The 21,437-nt window shown below is 39.8% G+C and carries 19 protein-coding genes, 3 pseudogenes and 1 riboswitch; of the genes and pseudogenes, 19 read left to right on the top strand and 3 right to left on the bottom strand.

Annotation, left to right across the window (positions count from 1 at the left end):
- Positions 1-2 precede the first annotated feature (2 nt).
- Complete coding sequence (gene traF, locus BW721_RS09605; RefSeq protein ID WP_076768221.1) at positions 3-362, top strand: conjugal transfer protein TraF; 360 nt, start codon at positions 3-5, stop codon at positions 360-362.
- Between the two features lie 259 nt (positions 363-621).
- On the opposite strand, the gene BW721_RS09610 is transcribed toward traF, so the two are convergent.
- The gene (locus BW721_RS09610) at positions 622-885 is read right to left on the bottom strand and encodes a type B 50S ribosomal protein L31 (protein ID WP_076768223.1); all 264 of its coding nucleotides are present in this window, start codon (positions 883-885) and stop codon (positions 622-624) included.
- A gap of 200 nt (positions 886-1,085) precedes the next feature.
- Between BW721_RS09610 and BW721_RS12210 the strand changes: the two genes are divergently transcribed.
- The 3 genes from BW721_RS12210 to BW721_RS09620 all read left to right on the top strand — a co-directional run bounded on the left by BW721_RS12210 (position 1,086) and on the right by BW721_RS09620 (position 2,840).
- On the top strand, positions 1,086-1,208 hold the full coding sequence (locus BW721_RS12210) for a hypothetical protein (RefSeq protein ID WP_257787739.1): 123 nt from the start codon (positions 1,086-1,088) through the stop codon (positions 1,206-1,208).
- 84 nt (positions 1,209-1,292) lie between these two features.
- Positions 1,293-2,048 (top strand): helix-turn-helix domain-containing protein, encoded by a 756-nt coding sequence (locus tag BW721_RS09615; protein ID WP_076766434.1) that lies wholly within the window; start codon positions 1,293-1,295, stop codon positions 2,046-2,048.
- A 105-nt stretch (positions 2,049-2,153) separates the two neighbouring features.
- Positions 2,154-2,840, top strand: a complete 687-nt coding sequence (locus BW721_RS09620) for an IS3 family transposase (RefSeq protein WP_232222979.1) — start codon at positions 2,154-2,156, stop codon at positions 2,838-2,840.
- 204 nt (positions 2,841-3,044) lie between these two features.
- Here the strand turns inward: BW721_RS09620 and BW721_RS09625 are convergent, their stop codons facing one another.
- Both BW721_RS09625 and BW721_RS09630 read right to left on the bottom strand, forming a co-directional pair.
- Entirely contained in the window at positions 3,045-4,181 is a 1,137-nt protein-coding gene (locus BW721_RS09625) for an acyl-CoA dehydrogenase family protein (protein WP_076768227.1), read from the bottom strand.
- A gap of 49 nt (positions 4,182-4,230) precedes the next feature.
- Entirely contained in the window at positions 4,231-5,001 is a 771-nt protein-coding gene (locus BW721_RS09630) for an SMI1/KNR4 family protein (RefSeq protein ID WP_076768229.1), read from the bottom strand.
- Between the two features lie 262 nt (positions 5,002-5,263).
- Between BW721_RS09630 and BW721_RS09635 the strand changes: the two genes are divergently transcribed.
- From BW721_RS09635 to BW721_RS09705, 15 genes and pseudogenes are all read left to right on the top strand, one after another.
- Positions 5,264-6,013 carry a hypothetical protein gene (locus BW721_RS09635; protein ID WP_076768231.1) on the top strand — a complete coding sequence of 250 codons (750 nt, stop codon included), beginning with the start codon at positions 5,264-5,266 and terminating at the stop codon, positions 6,011-6,013.
- Positions 6,014-6,132: 119 nt separating this feature from the next.
- On the top strand, positions 6,133-7,218 hold the full coding sequence (locus BW721_RS09640) for a D-alanine--D-alanine ligase (protein WP_076768233.1): 1,086 nt from the start codon (positions 6,133-6,135) through the stop codon (positions 7,216-7,218).
- A 72-nt stretch (positions 7,219-7,290) separates the two neighbouring features.
- Positions 7,291-8,679 carry a UDP-N-acetylmuramoyl-tripeptide--D-alanyl-D-alanine ligase gene (locus BW721_RS09645; RefSeq protein WP_076768235.1) on the top strand — a complete coding sequence of 463 codons (1,389 nt, stop codon included), beginning with the start codon at positions 7,291-7,293 and terminating at the stop codon, positions 8,677-8,679.
- A 224-nt stretch (positions 8,680-8,903) separates the two neighbouring features.
- Positions 8,904-9,191, top strand: a pseudogene (locus tag BW721_RS09650) (family 4 glycosyl hydrolase); the annotation flags it as partial.
- A pseudogene (locus BW721_RS12085) lies at positions 9,178-9,399 on the top strand (amino acid ABC transporter permease); the annotation flags it as partial. The pseudogenes BW721_RS09650 and BW721_RS12085, both read left to right, overlap by 14 nt.
- Before the next feature lie 396 nt (positions 9,400-9,795).
- Positions 9,796-11,130 (top strand): annotated as a pseudogene (locus BW721_RS09660) (DEAD/DEAH box helicase); the annotation flags it as partial.
- 556 nt (positions 11,131-11,686) lie between these two features.
- Complete coding sequence (locus BW721_RS09665) at positions 11,687-13,051, top strand: metallophosphoesterase (protein WP_076768239.1); 1,365 nt, start codon at positions 11,687-11,689, stop codon at positions 13,049-13,051.
- 81 nt (positions 13,052-13,132) lie between these two features.
- Entirely contained in the window at positions 13,133-13,483 is a 351-nt protein-coding gene (gene acpS / locus BW721_RS09670) for a holo-ACP synthase (RefSeq protein WP_076768241.1), read from the top strand.
- A 10-nt stretch (positions 13,484-13,493) separates the two neighbouring features.
- Entirely contained in the window at positions 13,494-14,624 is a 1,131-nt protein-coding gene (gene alr, locus BW721_RS09675) for an alanine racemase (RefSeq protein ID WP_076768243.1), read from the top strand.
- A 24-nt stretch (positions 14,625-14,648) separates the two neighbouring features.
- Positions 14,649-15,320 (top strand): response regulator transcription factor, encoded by a 672-nt coding sequence (locus tag BW721_RS09680; RefSeq protein WP_442905245.1) that lies wholly within the window; start codon positions 14,649-14,651, stop codon positions 15,318-15,320.
- Entirely contained in the window at positions 15,317-16,327 is a 1,011-nt protein-coding gene (locus tag BW721_RS09685) for a sensor histidine kinase (protein ID WP_076768247.1), read from the top strand. The genes BW721_RS09680 and BW721_RS09685 overlap by 4 nt, the downstream gene beginning before the upstream one ends.
- Before the next feature lie 104 nt (positions 16,328-16,431).
- Entirely contained in the window at positions 16,432-17,202 is a 771-nt protein-coding gene (locus BW721_RS09690) for an ABC transporter ATP-binding protein (RefSeq protein ID WP_076768249.1), read from the top strand.
- A complete protein-coding gene (locus BW721_RS09695) occupies positions 17,192-19,168 on the top strand; it encodes an FtsX-like permease family protein (protein WP_083686852.1) in 1,977 nt (658 codons plus the stop codon). Before BW721_RS09690 ends, BW721_RS09695 begins: the two co-directional genes overlap by 11 nt.
- Before the next feature lie 209 nt (positions 19,169-19,377).
- The gene (locus tag BW721_RS09700; protein ID WP_076768251.1) at positions 19,378-20,745 is read left to right on the top strand and encodes a M24 family metallopeptidase; all 1,368 of its coding nucleotides are present in this window, start codon (positions 19,378-19,380) and stop codon (positions 20,743-20,745) included.
- Between the two features lie 54 nt (positions 20,746-20,799).
- A riboswitch (PreQ1 riboswitch) is annotated at positions 20,800-20,845 on the top strand.
- An 8-nt stretch (positions 20,846-20,853) separates the two neighbouring features.
- Positions 20,854-21,345: a QueT transporter family protein gene (locus tag BW721_RS09705; RefSeq protein WP_076768253.1), complete on the top strand. Its 492-nt coding sequence runs from the start codon at positions 20,854-20,856 to the stop codon at positions 21,343-21,345.
- Positions 21,346-21,437 lie beyond the last annotated feature (92 nt).

Below are 21,437 nucleotides of genomic sequence, written 5' to 3' on the forward strand. Positions count from 1 at the left end.
GAATGAGTCAAGATCAATACGAAGAAGTTGTTAACAACTTTATTGAAATTACAGCGCAAGACGTTGAAAACCGTTTAGCTAAAGGTGAAAAAACAATCCTATTTATTGGAAAACCAACCTGTCCATACTGTCAAAAGTTTGTACCGAAATTGGAAAATGTTCGCCAACAAAATGGCTTAACTGTCCACTACTTGAATAGCTTGAATACACCGAGTGATCCAGAATTGAAAGCATTACGCGATAAAATGACTGTGCCTTTGGTACCTCAAGTGGTTACGATTGATGGCGAAAATGCTTTTACAAACTTAAACATTGATAGTGGTGCTTCTGAAGAAAGACTAACAGAATTACTAGCTAACTAAATGGAAGAACCCCTTCTCGGCTGTGCCTAGAAGGGGTTTTTTGTATCTAGATGGTAGATACAGCTCCCAAAATATGGCTGTAATTTACATTTGTTAGTCAAAATGTAAGATACAGCTAGTCATTGGGAGGCTGTATCTTACATATCAGCCATCCCATGTAAGATACAGACCAAAAAGAAGAGCTGTATCTTACAATGCTAACTCCCTAAACGACAAAAAGAGCTGAGACAATGCTGTCTCAGCTCTTTTGTTTGTGAAATTAAGCTTCTTCTGTTTCTGTTTTGAAACCGTATTTTTTGTTGAAACGACCAACGCGTCCTTCTGCTTGTGCAAATTTTTGACGGCCAGTATAGAACGGATGTGAATCAGATGAAATTTCAACACGGATTAATGGGTATGTATTTCCATCTTCCCATTCAACAGTTTCGCTAGAACCTTTAGTAGATCCTGACAAGAATTTAAAACCTGTTGTAGTATCCATGAAGACAACTTGTTGGTAACTTGGATGAATTTCTTGTTTCATTCTATTTTCTCTCCTTTATGCCCTGAGATATTTCCTAAATCAGAGTTGATTATTATACACGAATTGGTCACTCGCCCATAACATTAAGATAATACCACTACACATTCCAAAATGCAATGATTTTTAGAGGTAAAATAGTGCAATTAAAAAACAGAAATGGACTTTGTTTGCGGATTATATATATGAAGGGAGTGTAAAGAATGACACTAATAAAACCAGTATCTGTTCGAACATTTGCACCAGCAGACGTTCACGAACCAACAATCCAAGCGGTATTAAATACAACAGTTGCTTGGGCAACAGCTTTAAAAACACTAAGATAAAAAATAAAGACGGTGCTGGGAATTTTGATATGCTCCCCCTAAAGTAGACACTTAAAAAAGTAAAATTACTTTAGGGGGATTTTTATGCGTTCAAACAGTAAACATACAACTGAAGAAATCGAAAGATATATTTTGATGTATCTGAATGAAGGAATCAGTTTCAAAGAATTAAAAGAAGCCTATGGTTTATTAATTAATTGGACGTCCTTTTGGGATAAAGTCTTAAGATACCAAGAGCATGGAATTAGTGGGATTCAAGTTAAATCTAAGTCCAATAAATATAGTAAAGAATTTAAGGACTTAGTCGTGAAAGAATATTTAGAAGATAGATTACCTATAGGTCAGCTAGCTGTTAAATATAATATCCCAAAAGTTGATACTGTCAGGAGCTGGATAAACAAGTATACTAAAGGGGAAGAAATGAGGAGCTATTCTCCAAAATCCGAGGTGTATACGATGACAGATAAAAAATCAACACAAGAAGAAAAAATCAAAATAGTCCAAGACTGCCTAGCTAATAGTTTATCTTATAAAAAAACTGCTGAGAAGTATCAGGTATCCTACAATAACGTGTATTCATGGGTTCAAAAATATAAGAAGCATGGTCCTGACGGACTAGTAGATGGACGGGGTCGCGGCAAACCAAACTCTGTTCAAACGGAAGAAGAAAGAATCCGGGCTGAAAATGCAGCTTTAAGAGCACGAAATGAGTATCTAGAAACGGAGAACGTAGCGTTAAAAAAGTTAGAAGAAGTGGAAAGAGAGTTGATGTCACGCAAACGAGGTATGAAGCGGAATACCAAACGATCAAGAAACTACAAAAAGAAGGATACAAAGTAATCCATCTCTGTGATGCTTTGGGTGTGAGCAGAGCGGGTTATTATAAGTGGTTGAAACGCAAGCCGACTGCGTCGGAAAAAACGGCTTCGAAAGCTTGTTGAATTAATCCTTCAAGTCTATGAAAAGCATAAAGGTATTTATGGCTATCGTCGAATAACTATCTATCTAAACCACTTCATGAACGCTAAAGTAAACCATAAGTGTGTCTATCGTTTGATGAAATTACTGAACTTGAAAGCTGTTATCCGTCGGAAACGATATCGTTACAAGCCCCACAATCCTGCACATATCGCCGATAATATCCTCAATAGAGAATTCCGAAAGGACTATCAATCGATGGAAGTCTTATTAACCGATGTGACTGAATTTAAGTATGGAGAGAACGCCAAAGCTTATCTTAGTGCCATATTGGATTATGGCGAAAATAAGATCGTAGCCTTTAAACTATCGAAACGTAATGATAATGCCTTAGTTCGTGATACAGTTCGCCAAATTGAAGACAAGATTATATCAACCCAAACGCTTATTCATAGCGATCGGGGATATCAATACACGTCATACGACTTTAATAATTTTGTGAAGAAACATCAACTCACCCACAGTATGTCTCGTGTGGGAAAATGCATTGACAACGGTCCAATGGAGAACTTTTGGGGCATTATCAAAGAAGAAATGTATCGGCTGAAGACTTATATGAGCTTTGAAGAATTAGAGCGTGATATTGAACAATATATTGGTTTTTATAATACCCAACGGGTGACATTAAACATGGGCTTAAGCATTCCGGCATAAAAAAACCATGCATGAACAGTATCATACATGGGACAAAGATTTTGTTTATTTACCTGTCTACTTGACAGGGGGCAGTTCATTTGTCCCGGCGCCGTCTTTTTATGTCTTGCTGTACCATACAGAATAAATAAAGGTGCTGTATCTTACATTTAGTAGCTGGAATGTAAGATACAGCCAATTTTTAGAAGCTGTATCGGATAAAAACTACTCAATCGGACCTAATAATAAACTTGCCCAGGCGTCGTGAAGCGATTCTTGGTCAGAAGGTTGGAACAATCCTGCGTAGACATCCCGCAACAAGCGAGATAGCTCGGTATCATTATAGTAAGAACGCCCGCCACTAGCACGAACCATCTCCTCGACCGCTTTGATAGAGGCTTCGACCGCTGTATTTTTAATAGCTGACAAACGCGGCAGCCAAAGGTTACCATGATCAGCGTCCTCTTCGATATCAGTTGCTAAAACATTAATTTGTGGTTGAACACTATCCAAAATGATGGCAGCTTCTGCAATCCGCCAGCGGATGTTTTTATCTTGATCATACGTTTTCCCTTGTGCAATGGATCGACGTTTCTTCACCGTTTCGATTCCCAACTCCAAGGCACGTTTTCCAATCCCGTGATAGGTTGCAGCTAGCAATAATTCGAAGTGAGAAAAAATCCCAAAGACAACCGGGTCAAAGCTTGGACCAGGCTTGACTGTTGTTAGAATTTGCTTACTGGTTGCGTAGGCACCATCTAATAAAACGCTATAGGATTGGGTACCACGCATACCTAACGTATCCCAATCTGGTTTGATTTTAATAGTTTCTGGATTTTTTTCGAGATAGGCAAACACAGATTGTGGCTGCTCGCCTTGGCTGTCCATGCCATAAGTGACCATCCGCGAACATTCGCCGACCATGGAAATGAAAACTTTGGGACCATAAAAGCGGTAGCCTCCGTCCTCGTTAGCTTTGGCTTCACAAATCGAGCCAAACAACACACGGTCATTCGCTGGTTCTGAAATTGCAAAGGAAAGTAAATGTCCTTCAGCAGCATCCCTTAAAATTTGTTCACCCTTCAGATTACCGTGCTTGACCATATGGCGAGCAACACCAACAATAATTTGGTGCATATTAATCCCCAGAGCTGTCGCAGGTGCTGCCATAGCTAGCCGTGTTTGCTCGTGAGCAATCTCTTTAAGATTAAGCCCGAAACCGCCATATTCTTTTGGAACAAATGCCTTATAATAGCCCGCTTCCTTTAAAGCCGCATAATCTTCATGAGGAAATGTATTTTCCTTATCATATTTTGCTGCGCGACTATGAATCGCCTCTAACAAATCATCACTTAAAAACATGAATCAACCTTCTTTCTATTTAGTCTAACATTACTTTATCACAACTTTATCACACTTCAGCTAGCTCTGTGACCAAGGCCTCTGCCTGCTTGCGCAAGCCCTCGTCCTCGTCCGCTAAGAAACGATTGAGGAGATCAACGCCGGAGGAAGGGAAAGATAAACGAAAATAGAGCAGTTGAACCTCAAGGGCAGCTAATGTGACTCGGCGATAGGCAAGCTTTGGGTGCTTGGTGAAATGTTCCAACCAACCCAACAACCACTCCTTGTCTTCCCAGTCTTCCACATGGAGCCATAACTCTTCCAAAAAGTCTGCATCGTCAACTAATAAAAAAGCGTGATTTGTTTCGTGACGCGTCAGTTTTCCTTCAAGAGGAATAGTCAGTTGATAAGGCTGTAGCATCTCTAAAAAACGTTGGAAATTAGGAGCGACAATTTGCCAATTATCAGTTTCAATATCTAAATGACGAATAGCAGGTTGGTTTTGGGCATCATGATTGGCGTAATCAAAGGCAAATAATTGCTGCTCGTTGGCGCTAAAAATAACAAAGTAATCAGGTAAGTCATGGCGTTGCTGGTGAAGGATACTTGTTTCAGGATCGTGATGTAAACCGAAAATATAATGGATGAGACCGTAATCCAGACCGTCAGATGTTGGTTCAGGAGTAGGCAGCCACATATTTTGAAGATAGCCACCATTTTTTTCAGCTAATAAGTCCAAATAGGCTGCTGGCAAATCCTCCGTTGTTAAACGATTGGTTAGGGTGGCAGAATCAATTAGTAGTGGTCGGTTGATTCCCATGGGGCAATTGATGACTGTCATAAAATAACCTCCTTTTGTAAACGCTTGATAGGAATAGTGTAAACTATTTTTCAAAAATAGTGTATCCGTATAAGACAACTTTTCGACATTTTATCACTTTTGTCTTATAATAAAAATATTTAGGAGAATATTAAAGAAAACTTAGAGCTTTTATTTAAAAAAAGATATATGATTGTAATAATATTAACACGGATTTGATACCTACCTATTTTCAGAAGGTAGTACAATAAGTTCGGAAAGAAAGAAGAAGGGAGGATGTAAAGTGCCAAGTCAAGTTGTTTATATTTATTACGATACAGTTGGAAACAATGTACTAAGTAAAGGTATTGTTAATATCAATCAAAAAAGCTTACTAAAACGAACACCGAATAACCTGTTGTTGATTAAAAGTGATGGCAGTGTTGGTGACTACGATAACCATAGTGGTTTTCAAGTCATTAAAGGACAAGAGAATGTCAGAGCCTTTTTAGAAAATAGCCAATCAGCGGTTGCGCGGACAACATCATGGATTGATTTCACCAATCTGGAAATGCTACACCAATTAACCCCAGTTGAAATTTCTGAAATTCTATACCTGGCTCATGCACATAACTATTTACATTCGCCATTCTATTACAAATTGCAGAATAATTATATTTTTCTTTCATTGCCAAATGGCTTTAATAAAGTTTACTATCGCTATTTGGAAGAGTTTATTGATCAATTTGTTGGTTCTATCACCCAACGCATGACTAATAAGCTGAATGAAAAGAAACGATTTTTCCAAAAAGACAGAATAGCGGCGCCGTTCGCGATTCCCAATATGGACCAGTTGGCACTCGTTTTTCGAGAAGGTGTCTGTCTCTCTTTTCGTCAAATCATCATTAAAGATGACCTTTACCGTGTTCCAATTTTTATCGCTGAGGATAAATTATCCTTGGTTGACCGCTTGTTTGACGAGGATGAAGCAGTCGGCTACATAGAATACCATGCAGAAAAAGGGGAATGGACCCTTATCTATGATTTTGATTAGAGTCTGGCAAAAAAAGAGTGTCGGGCTCTTTTTATGATGTCATGGCTCTTTGTGATGTGATACAATGACCTATGAAAAAGATTTGAATATACCTATATTCAATGCTAAGGAGAAAAAGTATGAAAGTTTTTCTAATCTATGGAGGCAAAAGTGCGGAACATGATGTTTCAATCCTAACTGCCCACTCAATTGTAAAAGAAATTTATTATGATTATTATGACGTTGTTCCTGTTTACATCACTCGTAAAGGTGACTGGTTACAGGGTGAAACACTAAAAGCACCAGTAGCAGAGTCAGAATGGTTACGATTCACTGCTGGAGAAGCAGCTGTTATGGCTAGCGAAGAAGGTGCTACTTCTTATGGTAAGAAAATCAATCCTGGTGCTATCCAATCTGACGATGCCGTTATTTTCCCTGTTTTACATGGACCAAATGGTGAAGATGGAACAGTCCAAGGCTTATTTGAAGTATTAGATATGCCTTATGTTGGCTGTGGCGTCTTAGCTAGTGCAGCAGGAATGGACAAAATTGTCAGCAAGCAATTGTTCCAACAAGCAGGATTACCGCAAGTGCCTTATGTGCCAGTCTTTAAGTTCGATTGGGACAGCAACCAAGAAGCAACCTTTGTTCGCTGTGAAGGTTCACTCATTTATCCGATGTATGTGAAACCGGCAAACATGGGCTCAAGTGTTGGGATTACGAAAGCTAGCAACCGTGAAGAATTGACAGAGGCGATTAATAAAGCCTTCCTTTATGACCACCGTATTGTGGTTGAACAAGGCGTCGAAGCTCGTGAAATCGAAATTGCTATTTTAGGAAATGCCGATGTTCACACATCAGCTCCTGGTGAAATTGTTAAAACCACTGAATTTTATGACTATGAAGAAAAGTACATCAACAACTCTGTTGATTTACAAATTCCAGCAGAGCTACCAGAAGACTTGATTGCTAAGTTACAAGACTATGCTGCAACAGCCTTCCGTACCTTAGATGGTTCTGGTTTGAGCCGCTGTGATTTCTTTGTAACCAGCAACCATGAAATTTACTTAAATGAAGTCAATACTTTACCTGGCTTTACTAAATTCTCGATGTATCCACTACTATGGGAATACACAGGCTTGAAGTACAGCGATTTAGTTGAAGAACTGATCCAGCTTGCTTTAAAACGCCATGCTGAAAAAATTGATTTTACTGAACTAGACTAATAAAAAAGAATAGGTGCTGCCCTCTTTGAGAGGCGGCATTTTCTTTTATCACATCAGAAAGAAGGACGAGACATGAAGCCTATTCGTATTATAGACGTTGTAAAAGCTGTCCATGCCATTGATTATAGTTCACCTAACCGCTTTGCTGAAATCGAATCAGTTGTGTTCGATTCACGAAAAGCAACAGAAAATACCCTGTTTGTGCCACTGACAGAAGGCGAAACAGACGGTCATGATTACATTCAATCAGCCATTGCTAATGGAGCAACGGCTGCGCTTTGGAGCCGTCCAGAATCAGAAGCACCTGAAGGTATTGCCATTATTTTAGTTGATGACACCTTACAAGCTTTCCAAGATTTAGCAAAAGCTTATTTAGCGATGGTTAATCCGAAGGTGGTCGCTATCACTGGTAGCAACGGGAAAACAACGACTAAAGACATGACGGCAGCTGTGTTATCTGCTCGCTACCGCGTTCATAAAACAGCAGGTAACTATAACAATGATATTGGGTTACCAAGCACCATTTTAGATATGCCAGAAGACACAGAAGTTATTGTATTAGAAATGGGCATGTCAGGCTTTAACGAAATTTCTCGCTTGAGCAAAATCGCTCAGCCAGACGTGGCAGCTATTACTCTAATTGGTGAGAGTCATTTGGAGCACCTTGGTTCACGCCGAAATATTGCGAAAGCTAAGCTGGAAATTTTAGAAGGCTTGAAGGATGATGGTTTATTTATTTATCCGATCAACGAGCCGCTGATTCGTGAAGAAATGCCAATTGATGGCAGTTATAAAAAAGCGACTTTTGGTATTGATAAAACGGCTACTCTATTTGCTTACGGCATTGATAGTCACAAAGATCATACTAATTTTAAAGTGAATTTCGATGATACAGCTGAATTATCGATTCCAGTTTTAGGCGATTACAACGTTCAAAATGCCTTGATCGCTCTTTCAGTAGCCGCTTATTTTGACATCTCAATGATTGAAGTGAAAGCTTACTTAGAAAATTTCACACTGACTGAAAACCGCACACAATGGTTAGACGGTGTGAATGGGTCACACATTTTAAATGATGCTTATAATGCTAGTCCAACGGCTATGCGTGCTGTCTTAGATGCCTTTCGTCAAGTACCGTGTGAAGCGGAGGGACGTCGTATCGTTGTCTTAGGCGATATTCGTGAACTAGGTCACCAGTCTAAAATTCTTCATGAATCGTTGGCACCATCTTTGACACCACACGACTTTGATTGCCTTTATTTATACGGTGAAGAAATGACTGCTTTGTTTGATGTTTTAAGCAATACCTACGAAGCAAGTAATATCCACCACTTTAGTGGTGAGAAAGCACCGCTGATTGCTGCTTTGAAAAAAGAGCTACAGCAACATGATCAAGTCTTAATTAAATCAAGTTTCGGAACGGATTTACTTTCTGTCGTGAAAGAACTCCGCGTCGATTAAACCTGTGAGCGGCTCCTAAAGGGGCTGCTTTTTTGTTTCAAAGCTGAAACAAAAATCAAAGACGAGACGCTTGTCTCAATCCACTTCGAAAAGCTTTTCTAGTATTTTTGATATGCTAAAGTAAAGCGATGAAAACTTTATTAAAAAACGGAGGGAAAGAGATGACTAAAACAGGATTGAAGATTGTCACCATTGGCGGTGGCTCCAGTTATACACCCGAATGAATTGAAGGCTATATTATGAGGAAAGACCAATTGCCGATTAAAGAAATTTGGTTGGTTGATATTGAAGAAGGGCGCCACAAGCTAGAAATTGTAGGGGAGATGGCTAAACGCCAAATTCGTGCAGCCGGACTCGATTGGGAAGACCACTTAACATTAGATCGCTTTGAGGCTTTGAAAGAAGCAGACTTTGTTACAACGCAATTCCGGGTCGGTCTGCTCAATGCTCGGGTAAAGGATGAACGCATTCCTTTGTCCCACGGGGTTTTAGGTCAAGAAACCAATGGTGCCACCGATTGTCAGTCAAATTGTATCCTTGATTAAAGATACGTCATTGGCAACGATTATTACCTTGCCAGAATTAACGCACCATGTACGTATTGTATACGGGCAAAATACCATTTATGTGATTCCGATGTTTCTTATGATGGGGTTAATGTATTGGATTGTCTGCTACTCGCTTTCTAAAGTCTCCAAGCGCCTAGAGAAAACCATATAAAAAAGGTGCACAATATTGATTGGTTGATTTCAAAAGAAGTGTCGGGCTGAAAGGCTCTAGATGCTTCTTTTTTATTTATTTAATAAGGTTCATAAGATTTAGATGAGGAAAATAGTTTTCAAAATGAGGCTAATAAATTTGTAAAATAGTGAAAACCATGCTATGATTACAGATGTTAAAAATCACGAGGAATAAAAGAGGGTTTTTCTTCATAGATGAACGAACAGACCGGCGACAAATGTCCGGTTTAAAACGATAAGATATCTTTTGTATATAATTTGATATTTACCGACTAGAGGATTAAAAAAGGCTGGCGATTGTTGCTAAGCTTTTTTAAAAATTTTTTATAGGGTTAAAAAAAGACTCTCCATTGTTTCTCAAAAATTAGGAGGAAACATGAAATTTTCAGAACTGGGATTATCTCCCGAACTATTAAAATCAGTTGAAGCTATGGGCTTTGAAGAAGCAACACCAATCCAGGAACAAACAATTCCGTTGGCACTAACAGGGCTTGACGTTATTGGTCAAGCACAAACAGGTACAGGTAAAACTGCTGCATTTGGTCTACCAATGCTTGAAAAAATCGACCGTAACAACCGCACTATTCAAGGGTTAGTAATTGCACCAACTCGTGAACTTGCTATCCAAACTCAAGAAGAACTATACCGCCTAGGTCGCGAAAAACGTATTACCACACAAGTTGTTTACGGTGGAGCTGATATTAGCCGCCAAATTCGTGGCTTGAAAAACAATCCACACATCGTTGTTGGAACACCTGGTCGTCTATTAGACCTTATCCGTCGTAAAGCTCTTAAATTGCAAAATATCGAAACATTAGTTTTAGACGAAGCAGACGAAATGCTAAACATGGGCTTCTTGGAAGACATCGAAGCAATTATTTCGGAAACACCATCTGAAACTCGTCAAACACTATTGTTCTCAGCTACAATGCCACCAGCAATCAAACGTATCGGTGTACAATTTATGAAAAATCCCGAGCACGTTCAAATTAAAGCATCAGAAATGACTGCTAACTTGATCGATCAATATTTCGTGAAATGTAAAGATTTCGAGAAATTCGATAACATGACTCGTTTATTCGATGTTCAAAACCCAGAATTGACAATTATCTTCGGACGTACAAAACGTCGTGTTGATGAGTTAGCTAAAGGATTAGAACTACGTGGTTACCGCGCTGAAGGAATTCACGGTGACTTAACGCAGAAAAAACGTATGAGCGTTCTAAACGACTTCAAAAATGGGAATCTAGATATTCTTGTTGCGACTGACGTTGCAGCTCGTGGACTAGATATTTCTGGTGTTACTCACGTTTATAACTACGATATTCCTCAAGATCCAGAGAGCTATGTTCACCGTATTGGTCGTACAGGCCGTGCTGGTAAAGAAGGTATGTCAGTAACATTTGTTACACCAAACGAAATGGACTACCTACGTACAATTGAAAAATTAACACGTAAAGAAATGTCACCATTACGTCCCCCTTCAGATAAAGAAGCAATGGTTGGACAATTGAAAAATGCGATTGATACAATCGAAGACATTATCAAGGATACAGAAGCTGATAAATACGATAATGCCATTAAACATTTATTGGATAAATATACAGCAGAGGAATTAGCTGCTGCATTCCTTAAGAGCCAAACAAAAGAAGCGTCTGAAGTACCTGTAAATATCACTCCAGAACGTCCATTACCATCTCGTAAAGGTGGCAAAGGCGGTTACCGTGGTAAGAGCGGTGGCGGATATAAAGGTAAAGGCGGCGGCCGTTCTAATGACCGTCGTGACAGAGGCGACAGAAATGATAGAGGCGGCAACCGTTCACGTAACAATGAAGGTAGCAAAAACCGTTCAGGCGGCGGCAAACGTCGTGACGATCGCAAACGCGATGACCGTCCATCATCTGGTTACAAAGGCCAAAACAAAGGTAAAAAACCAGGATTTACAATTCGTAACAACGACTAATTAATGATAAAGAGGTCTCGAAAGAGGCCTCTTTTTGTGCTTATTTTCTAGTTGTAAGATACAGCCTATTAAAGTTAGCTGTATCTCGCATTTGGAGACTAAAATGTAAGATACAGCATGTTCTAGGTGGTCTGTATCTTACATTTCGTGACTTGAATGTAAGATACAGGACTTTTTTATGAGCTGTATCTCACATGACCGAGCTCTCGCTCCTATAGTAAATCAGATTTTTTCGCTAAAAATCCATTCGACAAGCCCAGCTCTGTCGTCTTATAATAAAACAGATGATAAAGGAGGGCTGAATATGAAAAAAATCATTCTATTAGCCAGTGTAATCATAGTAGGTATTTTTTTATATGGATTAACCAATCAAAACGATCAAATAGATGCTAGTCCCGAACTAATAACTGTGCCACCACTAGTGACAGACGAAGAAGAAGTCACTATTTGGATGGTAACCGATATTCACTATTTATCGCCGCTTTATTTTGATGATGGCGAGGCTTTTGGCAAAATGCAGGCCACATCAGCGGGGAAAGACTTAGCCAATATGCCAGCTATTATGGAAGCATTAGTTTGGCAAGTGGCAAAAGAGCAGCCCGATTTGTTGATTGTTAGTGGCGACTTGACCTTTAACGGTGAATATCAAAGTATGGTCGAACTAACGGATTATTTTAAACAAATAGAAGCAATCGGGACGCAAGTTGCTGTTATGCCGGGCAACCACGATATTCATAGCGGTTGGGCTCGTAAGTTTGAAGGCGATCAGATGACCGTTATAGACCAAGTGACGCCGGCTGACTTCCAAGACTTATTTGCCGATTACGGCTATGACCTAGCAGTTTTCAAAGACCCAAACTCGCTCAGCTATATTTTTGAACCAAAAGCGGGCTATCCGATTTTAATGGTAGATACCAATGCCTATCCAGAAGAGAAAAGTAGTAAGGCTCCCGTCGCGGAAGGCAAAATCCGCCCCCAAACCTATGAGTGGCTGGACCGTTATTTCCAAATGGTAGAAGGTGAAAAAGAAGAGATCTATTTAGTAGGCCATCACCCACTCTTAAACCATAGCGGTAATGAAGGTAGTCGCTTAGTAATGGAAGAAGCTGATCAAGCAATTGATTATTTTATGAATCACCATATAAAAACAGCCTTTGCAGGACATATTCATGCTCAAAATATTAGCCAATTATTAACAACTAAACAACCTTTTTATGAAATTGTAACGGGAGCCCTGTCTATTTTTCCTAATGCCATTGGCCAAATAAGCCTATCTAATGAAGAATTGGCATACGACCGCTTGACGCTAGATGTGGAAGGTTGGGCGAATGAAACAGCCCAAACTCAAGAGGAGTTGCTAAATTATTCTGAAACGAGCTACCATATTTTTAAAGAAGACGGCGAGCTCTTAGCTCTGCAGCAAATGTTTGAAGAACAATGGTATGACGAGAGTTATGCGGAAGCAGTTATGGATTATATTGGCCAAATGAATGTGCGTTATTTTTCCGGTGAAGATTATGTAGAAGATGACGCAGAAATAGCAGCCTATATCCAACACGATGGCTACCGAGTCATTCAAGAAAACAGCAACAATTTCTTAAAACGCTACAGCCAACAGCTGTTAAAGGATACAAACTTGAATGATTTGAGTATTGTGATTCCGCATTAAATGGCTAGCTGACGTTAAGCAGCTGACTAGCTAAGAATGTATGGTAAAATAAACCCAGTGTATAAGAAGGGATGAACAAGTATGATTGTAGGCATTGGGCTTGATGTGACAGAGTTAGATCGTATCACAGCAGCATATGAGAAACGATCGACCTTTGCAGATCGCGTCTTAACAAATAATGAAAAAATGATTTTTAACCAGCTAAAAGGAAGCCGACAGATGGAGTTTTTAGCAGGGCGATTTGCAGCCAAGGAGGCTTTTTCAAAAGCCTATGGAACAGGGATTGGTAAATTGGGCTTTCGTGATATTGAAGTGCTGCCTGACGAAATAGGTAAGCCAGAGATCACAGCAGCACCATTTGAAGGCAACGCGTGGGTATCGATTTCCCATTCAACCAATATCGTGATTGCGCAAGTTATTTTAGAAAAGTAAGGAGAATTTTATGGTAAGAGGCGTGCACCGACCGACAGTGGCAACCATTGATTTAGGAGCCATTAAATCAAATATAAAAACAATACGAACACATATTAAAGCAGATAAAAAACTACTAGCAGTCGTTAAGGCAGATGGTTACGGCCATGGCGCTATCCCGATTGCTAACGCAGCTAAGGAAGCTGGTGTTGATGGGTTTTGTGTCGCTATTTTAGATGAAGCTCTGGAGCTTCGTGATAGCGGCTTTACAGAAGACTTCTTACTCGTTATGGGGATAACGGAACTCCGCGATGCTGCATTGATGGCAGATCAAAATATTTCTGCGACCGTGTCTTCAACCGAGTGGCTAGAACAAGCCTTACCGCTCTTGAAACTACGTAAAACGGACAACCCGCTTCGGATCCATCTAGCTGTTGATACCGGTATGGGACGTATAGGCCTACGAACAAAGCAAGATATCTTGGCTTTTGAAGCATTCTGTAACAACCATGATGAACTACTGCTAGAAGGAATCTTCACTCATTTTGCAACAGCAGATGGGGAGGACGACAGCCAAGTAGCTACTCAATATGAAACATTTAAAGAGCAGGTTTCTGCCTTGGAAAAGCGTCCAGAAATTGTTCATCTAGCAAACTCAGCTATGACCTTATGGCATGAAGACTTTGAAACGGATGCTGTTAGAATAGGAATCGCTATGTATGGTTACAACCCATCTGACAAAACAATTTCACTACCATATCCGCTAAAACCTGCCTTTAAACTTGAAACTGAATTGAGCTATGTGAAACAAATGCATGAGGGTGACACCATCAGTTATGGTGCCCGCTACCGTGCTTATGAAGGTGAATGGTTAGCGACGCTGCCAATTGGTTATGCAGATGGTTGGCGCCGTGATTTAGGCGGACAGACCTTATTGGTTGAAGGACACCCGTGTCCTGTTCGAGGCGTGATTTGTATGGACCAATGCATGATTAGTTTGCCGAAGGAATTCCCAATTGGCACAAAAGTAACCTTATTAGGTGAAAATCATGGCCAAGTGAATAGCCCCTCTGATATGGCAGTTGATATTGGGACGATTGGTTATGAAATTTTGTGTGGTATTAGCCACCGTGTTCCGAGACATTATATCGATAGTGAGTAAGGAAGGTGATGACTGTTGAAAATCATGATTGTAGAAGATGATCGAACCATTTCAGGTATCTTGGCGTCTGAACTTGAAAAGTGGCACTATAACCCTTATCAGGTGACTGATTTTCAAACGATTTTAGAGCAATTTCAAGCAGAAGAGCCACAACTTGTGTTAATGGATATTCAACTGCCCGCTTTTAATGGTTACCACTGGTGTCAGGAAATTCGAAAACTATCGCAAGTACCGATTATTTTTATTTCTAGTCGTTCAGAAAATATGGATGTGGTGATGGCGATTCAACTGGGCGGCGATGATTACATTCAAAAACCATTTGATCTATCAGTAGTCCTTGCTAAAATTCAAGCTGTTTTGCGCCGGACTTATGATTTTAATGAATGGGATAATTTTTTAAAAGTAGGCGATGTTGTTTTGAGAAGTGGGGAATCGAAAGTGGTTTTCCACGACCACAGTATTGACCTGACACGCAATGAACTTAAAGTCATGGAGTTGCTGTTCCAACAAAAGAACCGCTATGTTTCTCGCGAAGATATTATGGTCCATTTGTGGGAAGATGAATCCTTTATTGATGACAATACGCTAGCCGTTTTAATCGCTCGTTTACGAAAAAAGTTAAAACAAGTGGGCTTAGACCAGTTTATTGTGACTAAAAAAGGATTGGGCTATTCGGTTCAGGAGGATGAGCAATGAAGAAGGGCCTAAAGTTAACAATTGTAAAAGCCTTTTGGCGTAGTATGCGGCCTGCTGTAGTTGTTTATTTAGTGGCACTCTTAAGCTTTGGCTTAGTTGCTTTTCTCACACGATTTCCATCATCATTTTTTTGGTATAGTAGCTTAGTTTTTACAGCTATCAATCTTGCTTATTTCACTTACCAAGCCATTGGTTACTACCGACACTACCAGTCTTTAGAGTCGTTAGACGTATCGCAACGTGCAGAATGGGAAGCTTTAGCCAAGGGGCACGACCCCATTGAATCGGTCTATCAAGCTAAGTTATTAGAATTAGCCGATCTGTATTACCGCGATATGCAAGCCAATCGGGAAGTCCAACAAGAACAATTGGATTATTTTACCTTGTGGCTTCATCAGATTAAAACGCCGATTGCAGCTATGAGTTTGTTAAACCAAGGTATGACGGATGCCCAGCAAAAACGTCAGTTTCAACAAGAACTGATTCGGGTAGAAGACTATACTCACATGGCGCTCAGCTACCTCAAGCTATCCGAACACAGTCAGGATCTGGATTTAGGCGTCGTTGATGTCGACCTAGTGGTTAAAAAAGTGATTAAAAAGTATGCCGTCTTGTTTATTTATAATCAGGTTCAACTGGACTACCAGCCCTTAAATTTAAAGGTTGTCAGTGATGGCAAATGGTTAGAAGTTTTAGTTGAATTAATTATTTCAAATAGTTTAAAATATGCCACGCAAGGAAAACTTCATATTTATAAAGAAGGCCAGACACTGGTCTTTTGGGATAATGGGATGGGAATTAGCAGCCAAGATTTACTTAAGATTTTTGAAAAGGGCTATAGTGGGACAAATGGTAGGTTGACGGAAAAATCAACCGGACTAGGTCTCTTTTTATCGAAACGCATTTGCCAGCGATTGGGTCATTCGATTAAGGTTGAATCAGCGCTTGGCGATTATACGCGTGTGAGTGTGACGCTTGACCAAGAAAACCTCTCTTTATACGACTAACAGTGGAAGCTTACAAAAATGTAAGGTTCCACTTTTTGATTGTAAGGATAGGTACAGGCTAAAAAAGATAAAATCGCATAGACTATAAGGGAGGAGGAATGAAGATGACATTCTTAGAAGTAAAACACTTAAAAAAAGTATACCGTGCGAAACAAAGTTTAAAAGGAACCGAGGCACTATCTGACGTTAATTTTTCAGTTGAAAAAGGTGAATTTATCTCAATTATGGGTGAATCGGGTTCAGGAAAAACAACCTTGTTAAATATCCTGTCAACATTAGACCGCCCAACAGAGGGTGAAGTTTATTTAGACGGTCAACCGATTTCTCACATTAAAGACAAAGAGATTTCTCGTTTCCGCCGCGATACGTTAGGCTTTGTTTTCCAAGACTTTAACTTACTCGACACCTTTAACTTAAAAGACAATATTTTCTTGCCACTTGTATTATCATCGACAGCAGTTAGTGAAATGGAAAGTCGCTTACAACCACTGGCTAAGCGTTTAGGAATTGAAAATCAATTGGAAAACTTCCCTTATGAAGTGTCTGGTGGACAAAAGCAACGTGCAGCTGTGGCGCGTGCCCTCATTACCGAGCCAAAGATACTACTAGCCGATGAGCCAACGGGCGCCTTAGATTCAAAGGCTTCTCAAAATTTATTAGAGACCTTTGAAGAAATCAATCAAGCTGGTCAAACGATTGTGATGGTGACCCATAGTGTGCAAGCTGCCAGTCATTCAAATCGTGTTTTATTTATTCGAGATGGGGTTGTTTACCATGAAGTTTACAGAGGAGATTCAAGCCCTGAAGCATTTCATGATAAAATCGCCCAATCCATGTTAGTGGTGACTAATCGAGGTGAGCACAATGCGCTTTAGTTATTTTTATAAAATGGCTGTTCGCAATATTAAGGCTAACCGCCAGCTCTATGTGCCTTATATGGTGTCGGCAGTCGCAACAGTCGGCATGTTTTTACAAATGATGACAGTGATGAGCAACGATTTTTCGCAATTTAGAGGTGGCAATGAGGTCAAGGAAATGCTGTCATTTGGGAGTATCGTTATCGCCATCTTCTCAGTTATTTTCTTGCTCTACGCAAATAGTTTTTTGATTAAGAAACGAAAGAAGGAAATTGGCCTTTATGGGATTTTGGGACTAGAGAAAAAACACGTTGCTAAAATTCTGTTTGTTGAAACGATTCTCGTCACTCTAGCGACGCTTGCTTTAGGAACAGTTGTTGGACTGGTGTTTGGCCGACTCTGTTTCTTCCTATTAAATTATCTCTTACGGATGCCGGCTGAAATGGCTTATCATTTCCACTGGCCCAACTTGTTACTAACGATCGGATTATTTATGGCTATCTTCCTATTGGCTTATTTGTATAATGTGAGCCAAGTGACCTTTTCGAATCCTATTCATTTATTGAAGGGGCAAAAAGAGGGAGAGAAAGAGCCTAAAAGTAACCTATTTCTCTTTCTATTAGGACTAGTAACATTAGGGGCGGGTTATTTTATATCCGTAACGATATCGGATCCATTGGCTGCGCTGATTCAGTTTTTCCTAGCGGTACTATTAGTAATCATTGGTACCTATTTATTATTCACCTCGGGATCAATCTTTATTTTAAAAGCCATGAAGAAAAACAAAAAAATCTACTACCAGCCTCGCGGATTTATTTCAATCTCAGGTATGCTCTACCGTATGAAACAAAATGCTGCAGGGTTGGCTAATATTACGATTTTGTCTTGTATGGTGATGATTGCTTTGGGGACGACGGTGTCTATATATGTGGGAGCTGAAACAGCCTTGGCTAGTCGCTACCCAACAGATAATGCCGCGACGATTTATTACGATGAAGAAATTTCTGTTCCTGCTATTGAAGCGGATATGGCAACAGCTATTGATATGATTGTTGCTGAAAAAGAGGATTTAGAGATTACTGATTTTAAGAGTTATCCTTATGCGAATATTTTTGGATACCTGATAGATGGGCGTTTTGAAGGCTCTAGAAGTTTTGCGTCTGATATTAAGACACTTGTTTTAGTAGCACTAGACGATTTTAATGCGATGGAAGGATTAAACTTAACTTTGTCAGCGAACCAAGTCTATATTCATGAAAAAATTGATTATCCAGTTGATAGTCATCTTGATTTAGCAGGTATTGACTTTGAGGTTTTACGTTTTAATGATTCTGTAGAGTCCTTTGGTTTAGACCAAGACTTTGGTATGAGTTTATTCGTCATCTTACCAAACCGTCAAGCTGTTGACCAAGTGGTTCAAGCCTATCAAGTGGATGACTCAACATCGGTAAGTGTGTCTGGCTTGGTTCAATGGAATACAACAGGTGATGACCAACAAAAAGCTGCCTACGCTGAACGCTTGCGCCCACGCCTTGAAACGGATGAGATTATTGTTCGTTATGAAACGCGTCAAGAAGGTCGCGCAGAATGGTTTGCTATGAATGGGAGCTTCCTATTTTTAGGTATTTTCTTGAGTCTACTCTTCATGCTAGGAACCATTTTGATTACTTATTTCAAACAAATTTCAGAAGGTTATGATGATAGGGAACGATTCCAGATTATGCAGAAGGTGGGATTGGATAAAGACATGATTCGTAGCACTAGCCGTAGCCAAGTGGTTTGGATGTTCATGTTACCTGTCATTGTCGCAACCATCCATATCGCATTTGCCTATCCGATGGTTCATAAATTACTTTTTATCTTTGGTGTCACATCTCATGTGACCTTGCTCAGTTGTTTGGCAGCCGTTATCGTAGCATTCAGCCTTCTTTACTGGCTGATTTACCGTCTGACGGCACGCATTTACTATTCAATCGTTCAATAAATTTTGGGAGGCAGCTGCTAAATCAAGCAGTTGCCTTCTTTTTTTTAAAATGTAAGATACAGCCTCCAAAAAAATGCTGAAAGTTACATTTACGGGTAAAATGTAAGATACAACCGTAAAAAATAGTTTGAAGCTCTCTTTATTCGAAAAAACCCTCACTTTAGCCTATACTCAAGTTAAGTAAGTCGATAAAATAAAGGAAGATAATGATGACTGTTGAAATAAAGAAGGTAAATCAACCTATAGCTGATCATTCCAGCCAACTTGTGCACTTAACGGATCAAACGATGGAAGAGCGAAAGCAAGCTCTCTTACGTCTGATGGCAGAACGAGGATTGTCTGCTCTCGTTATTTATGCTGATAAGGAGCACGGCAGTAATTTTGAATATTTAACCGGTTTTATCCCGCGTTTTGAGGAAGGACTGCAAATTCTCAACCAAGATGGCTCATCCACTCTCATCCTAGGAAATGAGAACTACAATAAGGTACGCTATTCCCGTACACCATCGGAAGGAAAAAAATGTAGCCTCTTTTCGTTACCTAACCAACCGATGCAAGAGGTGAGCGAGCTGGACAACTTATTAGCAGACACAACCATTGATACCAGTCAAAAAGTAGGACTAGTCGGTTGGAAATTAATTCCGGCAATGACCGATCAGTATGACCTGCCGCATTTTATCGTTAATGCCTTAGAAAACCGTATTGGAAAAGAAAACTTGGTGAATGCTACTGGCTTGTATATTGATCCGGCCTACGGTGCCCGTGTAACTAATAATGCTAATGAAATTGCTCACTATGAATATGGTTCATCACTAGCGTCAGATGCAGTTTTGGATGCGATGAACCAGCTAAGTGTAGGGAAAAGTGAAACGGAAATTGGCCAATTGCTAACGAAAGAAGGCCAGTATCAAACAGTAGTCACGATTGCGGCATTTGGCCAACGCTTTTTAAATGCCAATCTTTATCCGTTAGATAAGCCATTAAAGTTGTCAGATAAAGTTGCCTTAACGGTTGCTTATCGTGGGGGATTGTCTAGTCGGTCAGGTTATGCGGTAGAAACAAACGAGCAGATGGAATCAATTGATCCGGCTTATTTGGAAGAAGTTGTTAAACCTTATTTTGCAGCCTACCACTATTGGTTAACGACCATTCGAATTGGGCAAAAGGGTGGCGACTTCTTCAAACAATTTAATGATTTTTACCCTCAATCAAACTATGGCTGGGAATTGTGCCCAGGTCATTTAACGGCTAACGAAGAGTGGTTGTCGTCACCATTTTACCCAGGGTCAAAAGCGACTGTTCAATCGGGTATGATTTTCCAAGTAGATTTTATTCCATCCCAAGTTGGTCACAATGGTATCTCAGCTGAAAGTACTGTCGCCATAGCAGATGAGGAATTGCGTCATAACATTCAAGAAGATTATCCAGAACTATGGGAAAGAATTCAAGAGCGTCGCAACTACTTAAAAACAGAGTTGAATATTCAATTATCAGAAGAGTTATTACCCTTAGCGAGTACGTTAGCTTACTACCGTCCCTTCTTCTTAAATAAAGATCTAGCTCTAACCATTCAATAAGCATCTTGTTCCTCTCTTGTGAGTGTGGTAAACTAGTCAGGCTTGCAAACGAGTGAGCACGTGGTTCGTTGACCATCCCACGTAAAAAAACTAGGAGGAGAGGAAATTATGAAAACAAGAAGAATGGTAACCAATACCATCGTAGCGGCCTTATATATAGCCATGACCGGCATTTTCTCATTTATGTCTTTTGGGGCAGTCCAATTTAGGCTATCGGAAATGTTGAATCATCTATTTGGCTACCACCGCTCATATCGATATGGCGTGTTGGCAGGTGTGTTTATTTCAAACCTTATATTTTCAACACTAGGAGTCTGGGATCTTATCTTTGGATTTGGCCAGACATTAATTGCTTTCTTTATTTTAGATAAGCTATTTAAACCGGGTGATTCTGAAATGAAACGGATGATGTTAACCACTATTGTCTTTACAGCCACTATGGTATTTGTCGCAGTTGAATTGTATTTTGTATTAGGGCTACCGTTTTGGTTTAGCTTCCTAACAACTGCCTTTGGTGAAGTTGTCGTGTTACTCGTTTCTGCCCCACTAATGACTTATTTGAATAAGTTGATTGGGTTTGCAGAACGTATGAATGCATAAGTAAAGAAACCATGCGCATTCGTCAGCATGGTTTTAGTTGTATCAAGACAAACATTTAGACTATGATAGAGAAGACAAAAGGAACCGAGGGG

The organism is Jeotgalibaca sp. PTS2502 (assembly GCF_001975685.1).
In the GTDB taxonomy this organism is placed as follows: Bacteria; Bacillota; Bacilli; order Lactobacillales; family Aerococcaceae; genus Jeotgalibaca; species Jeotgalibaca arthritidis.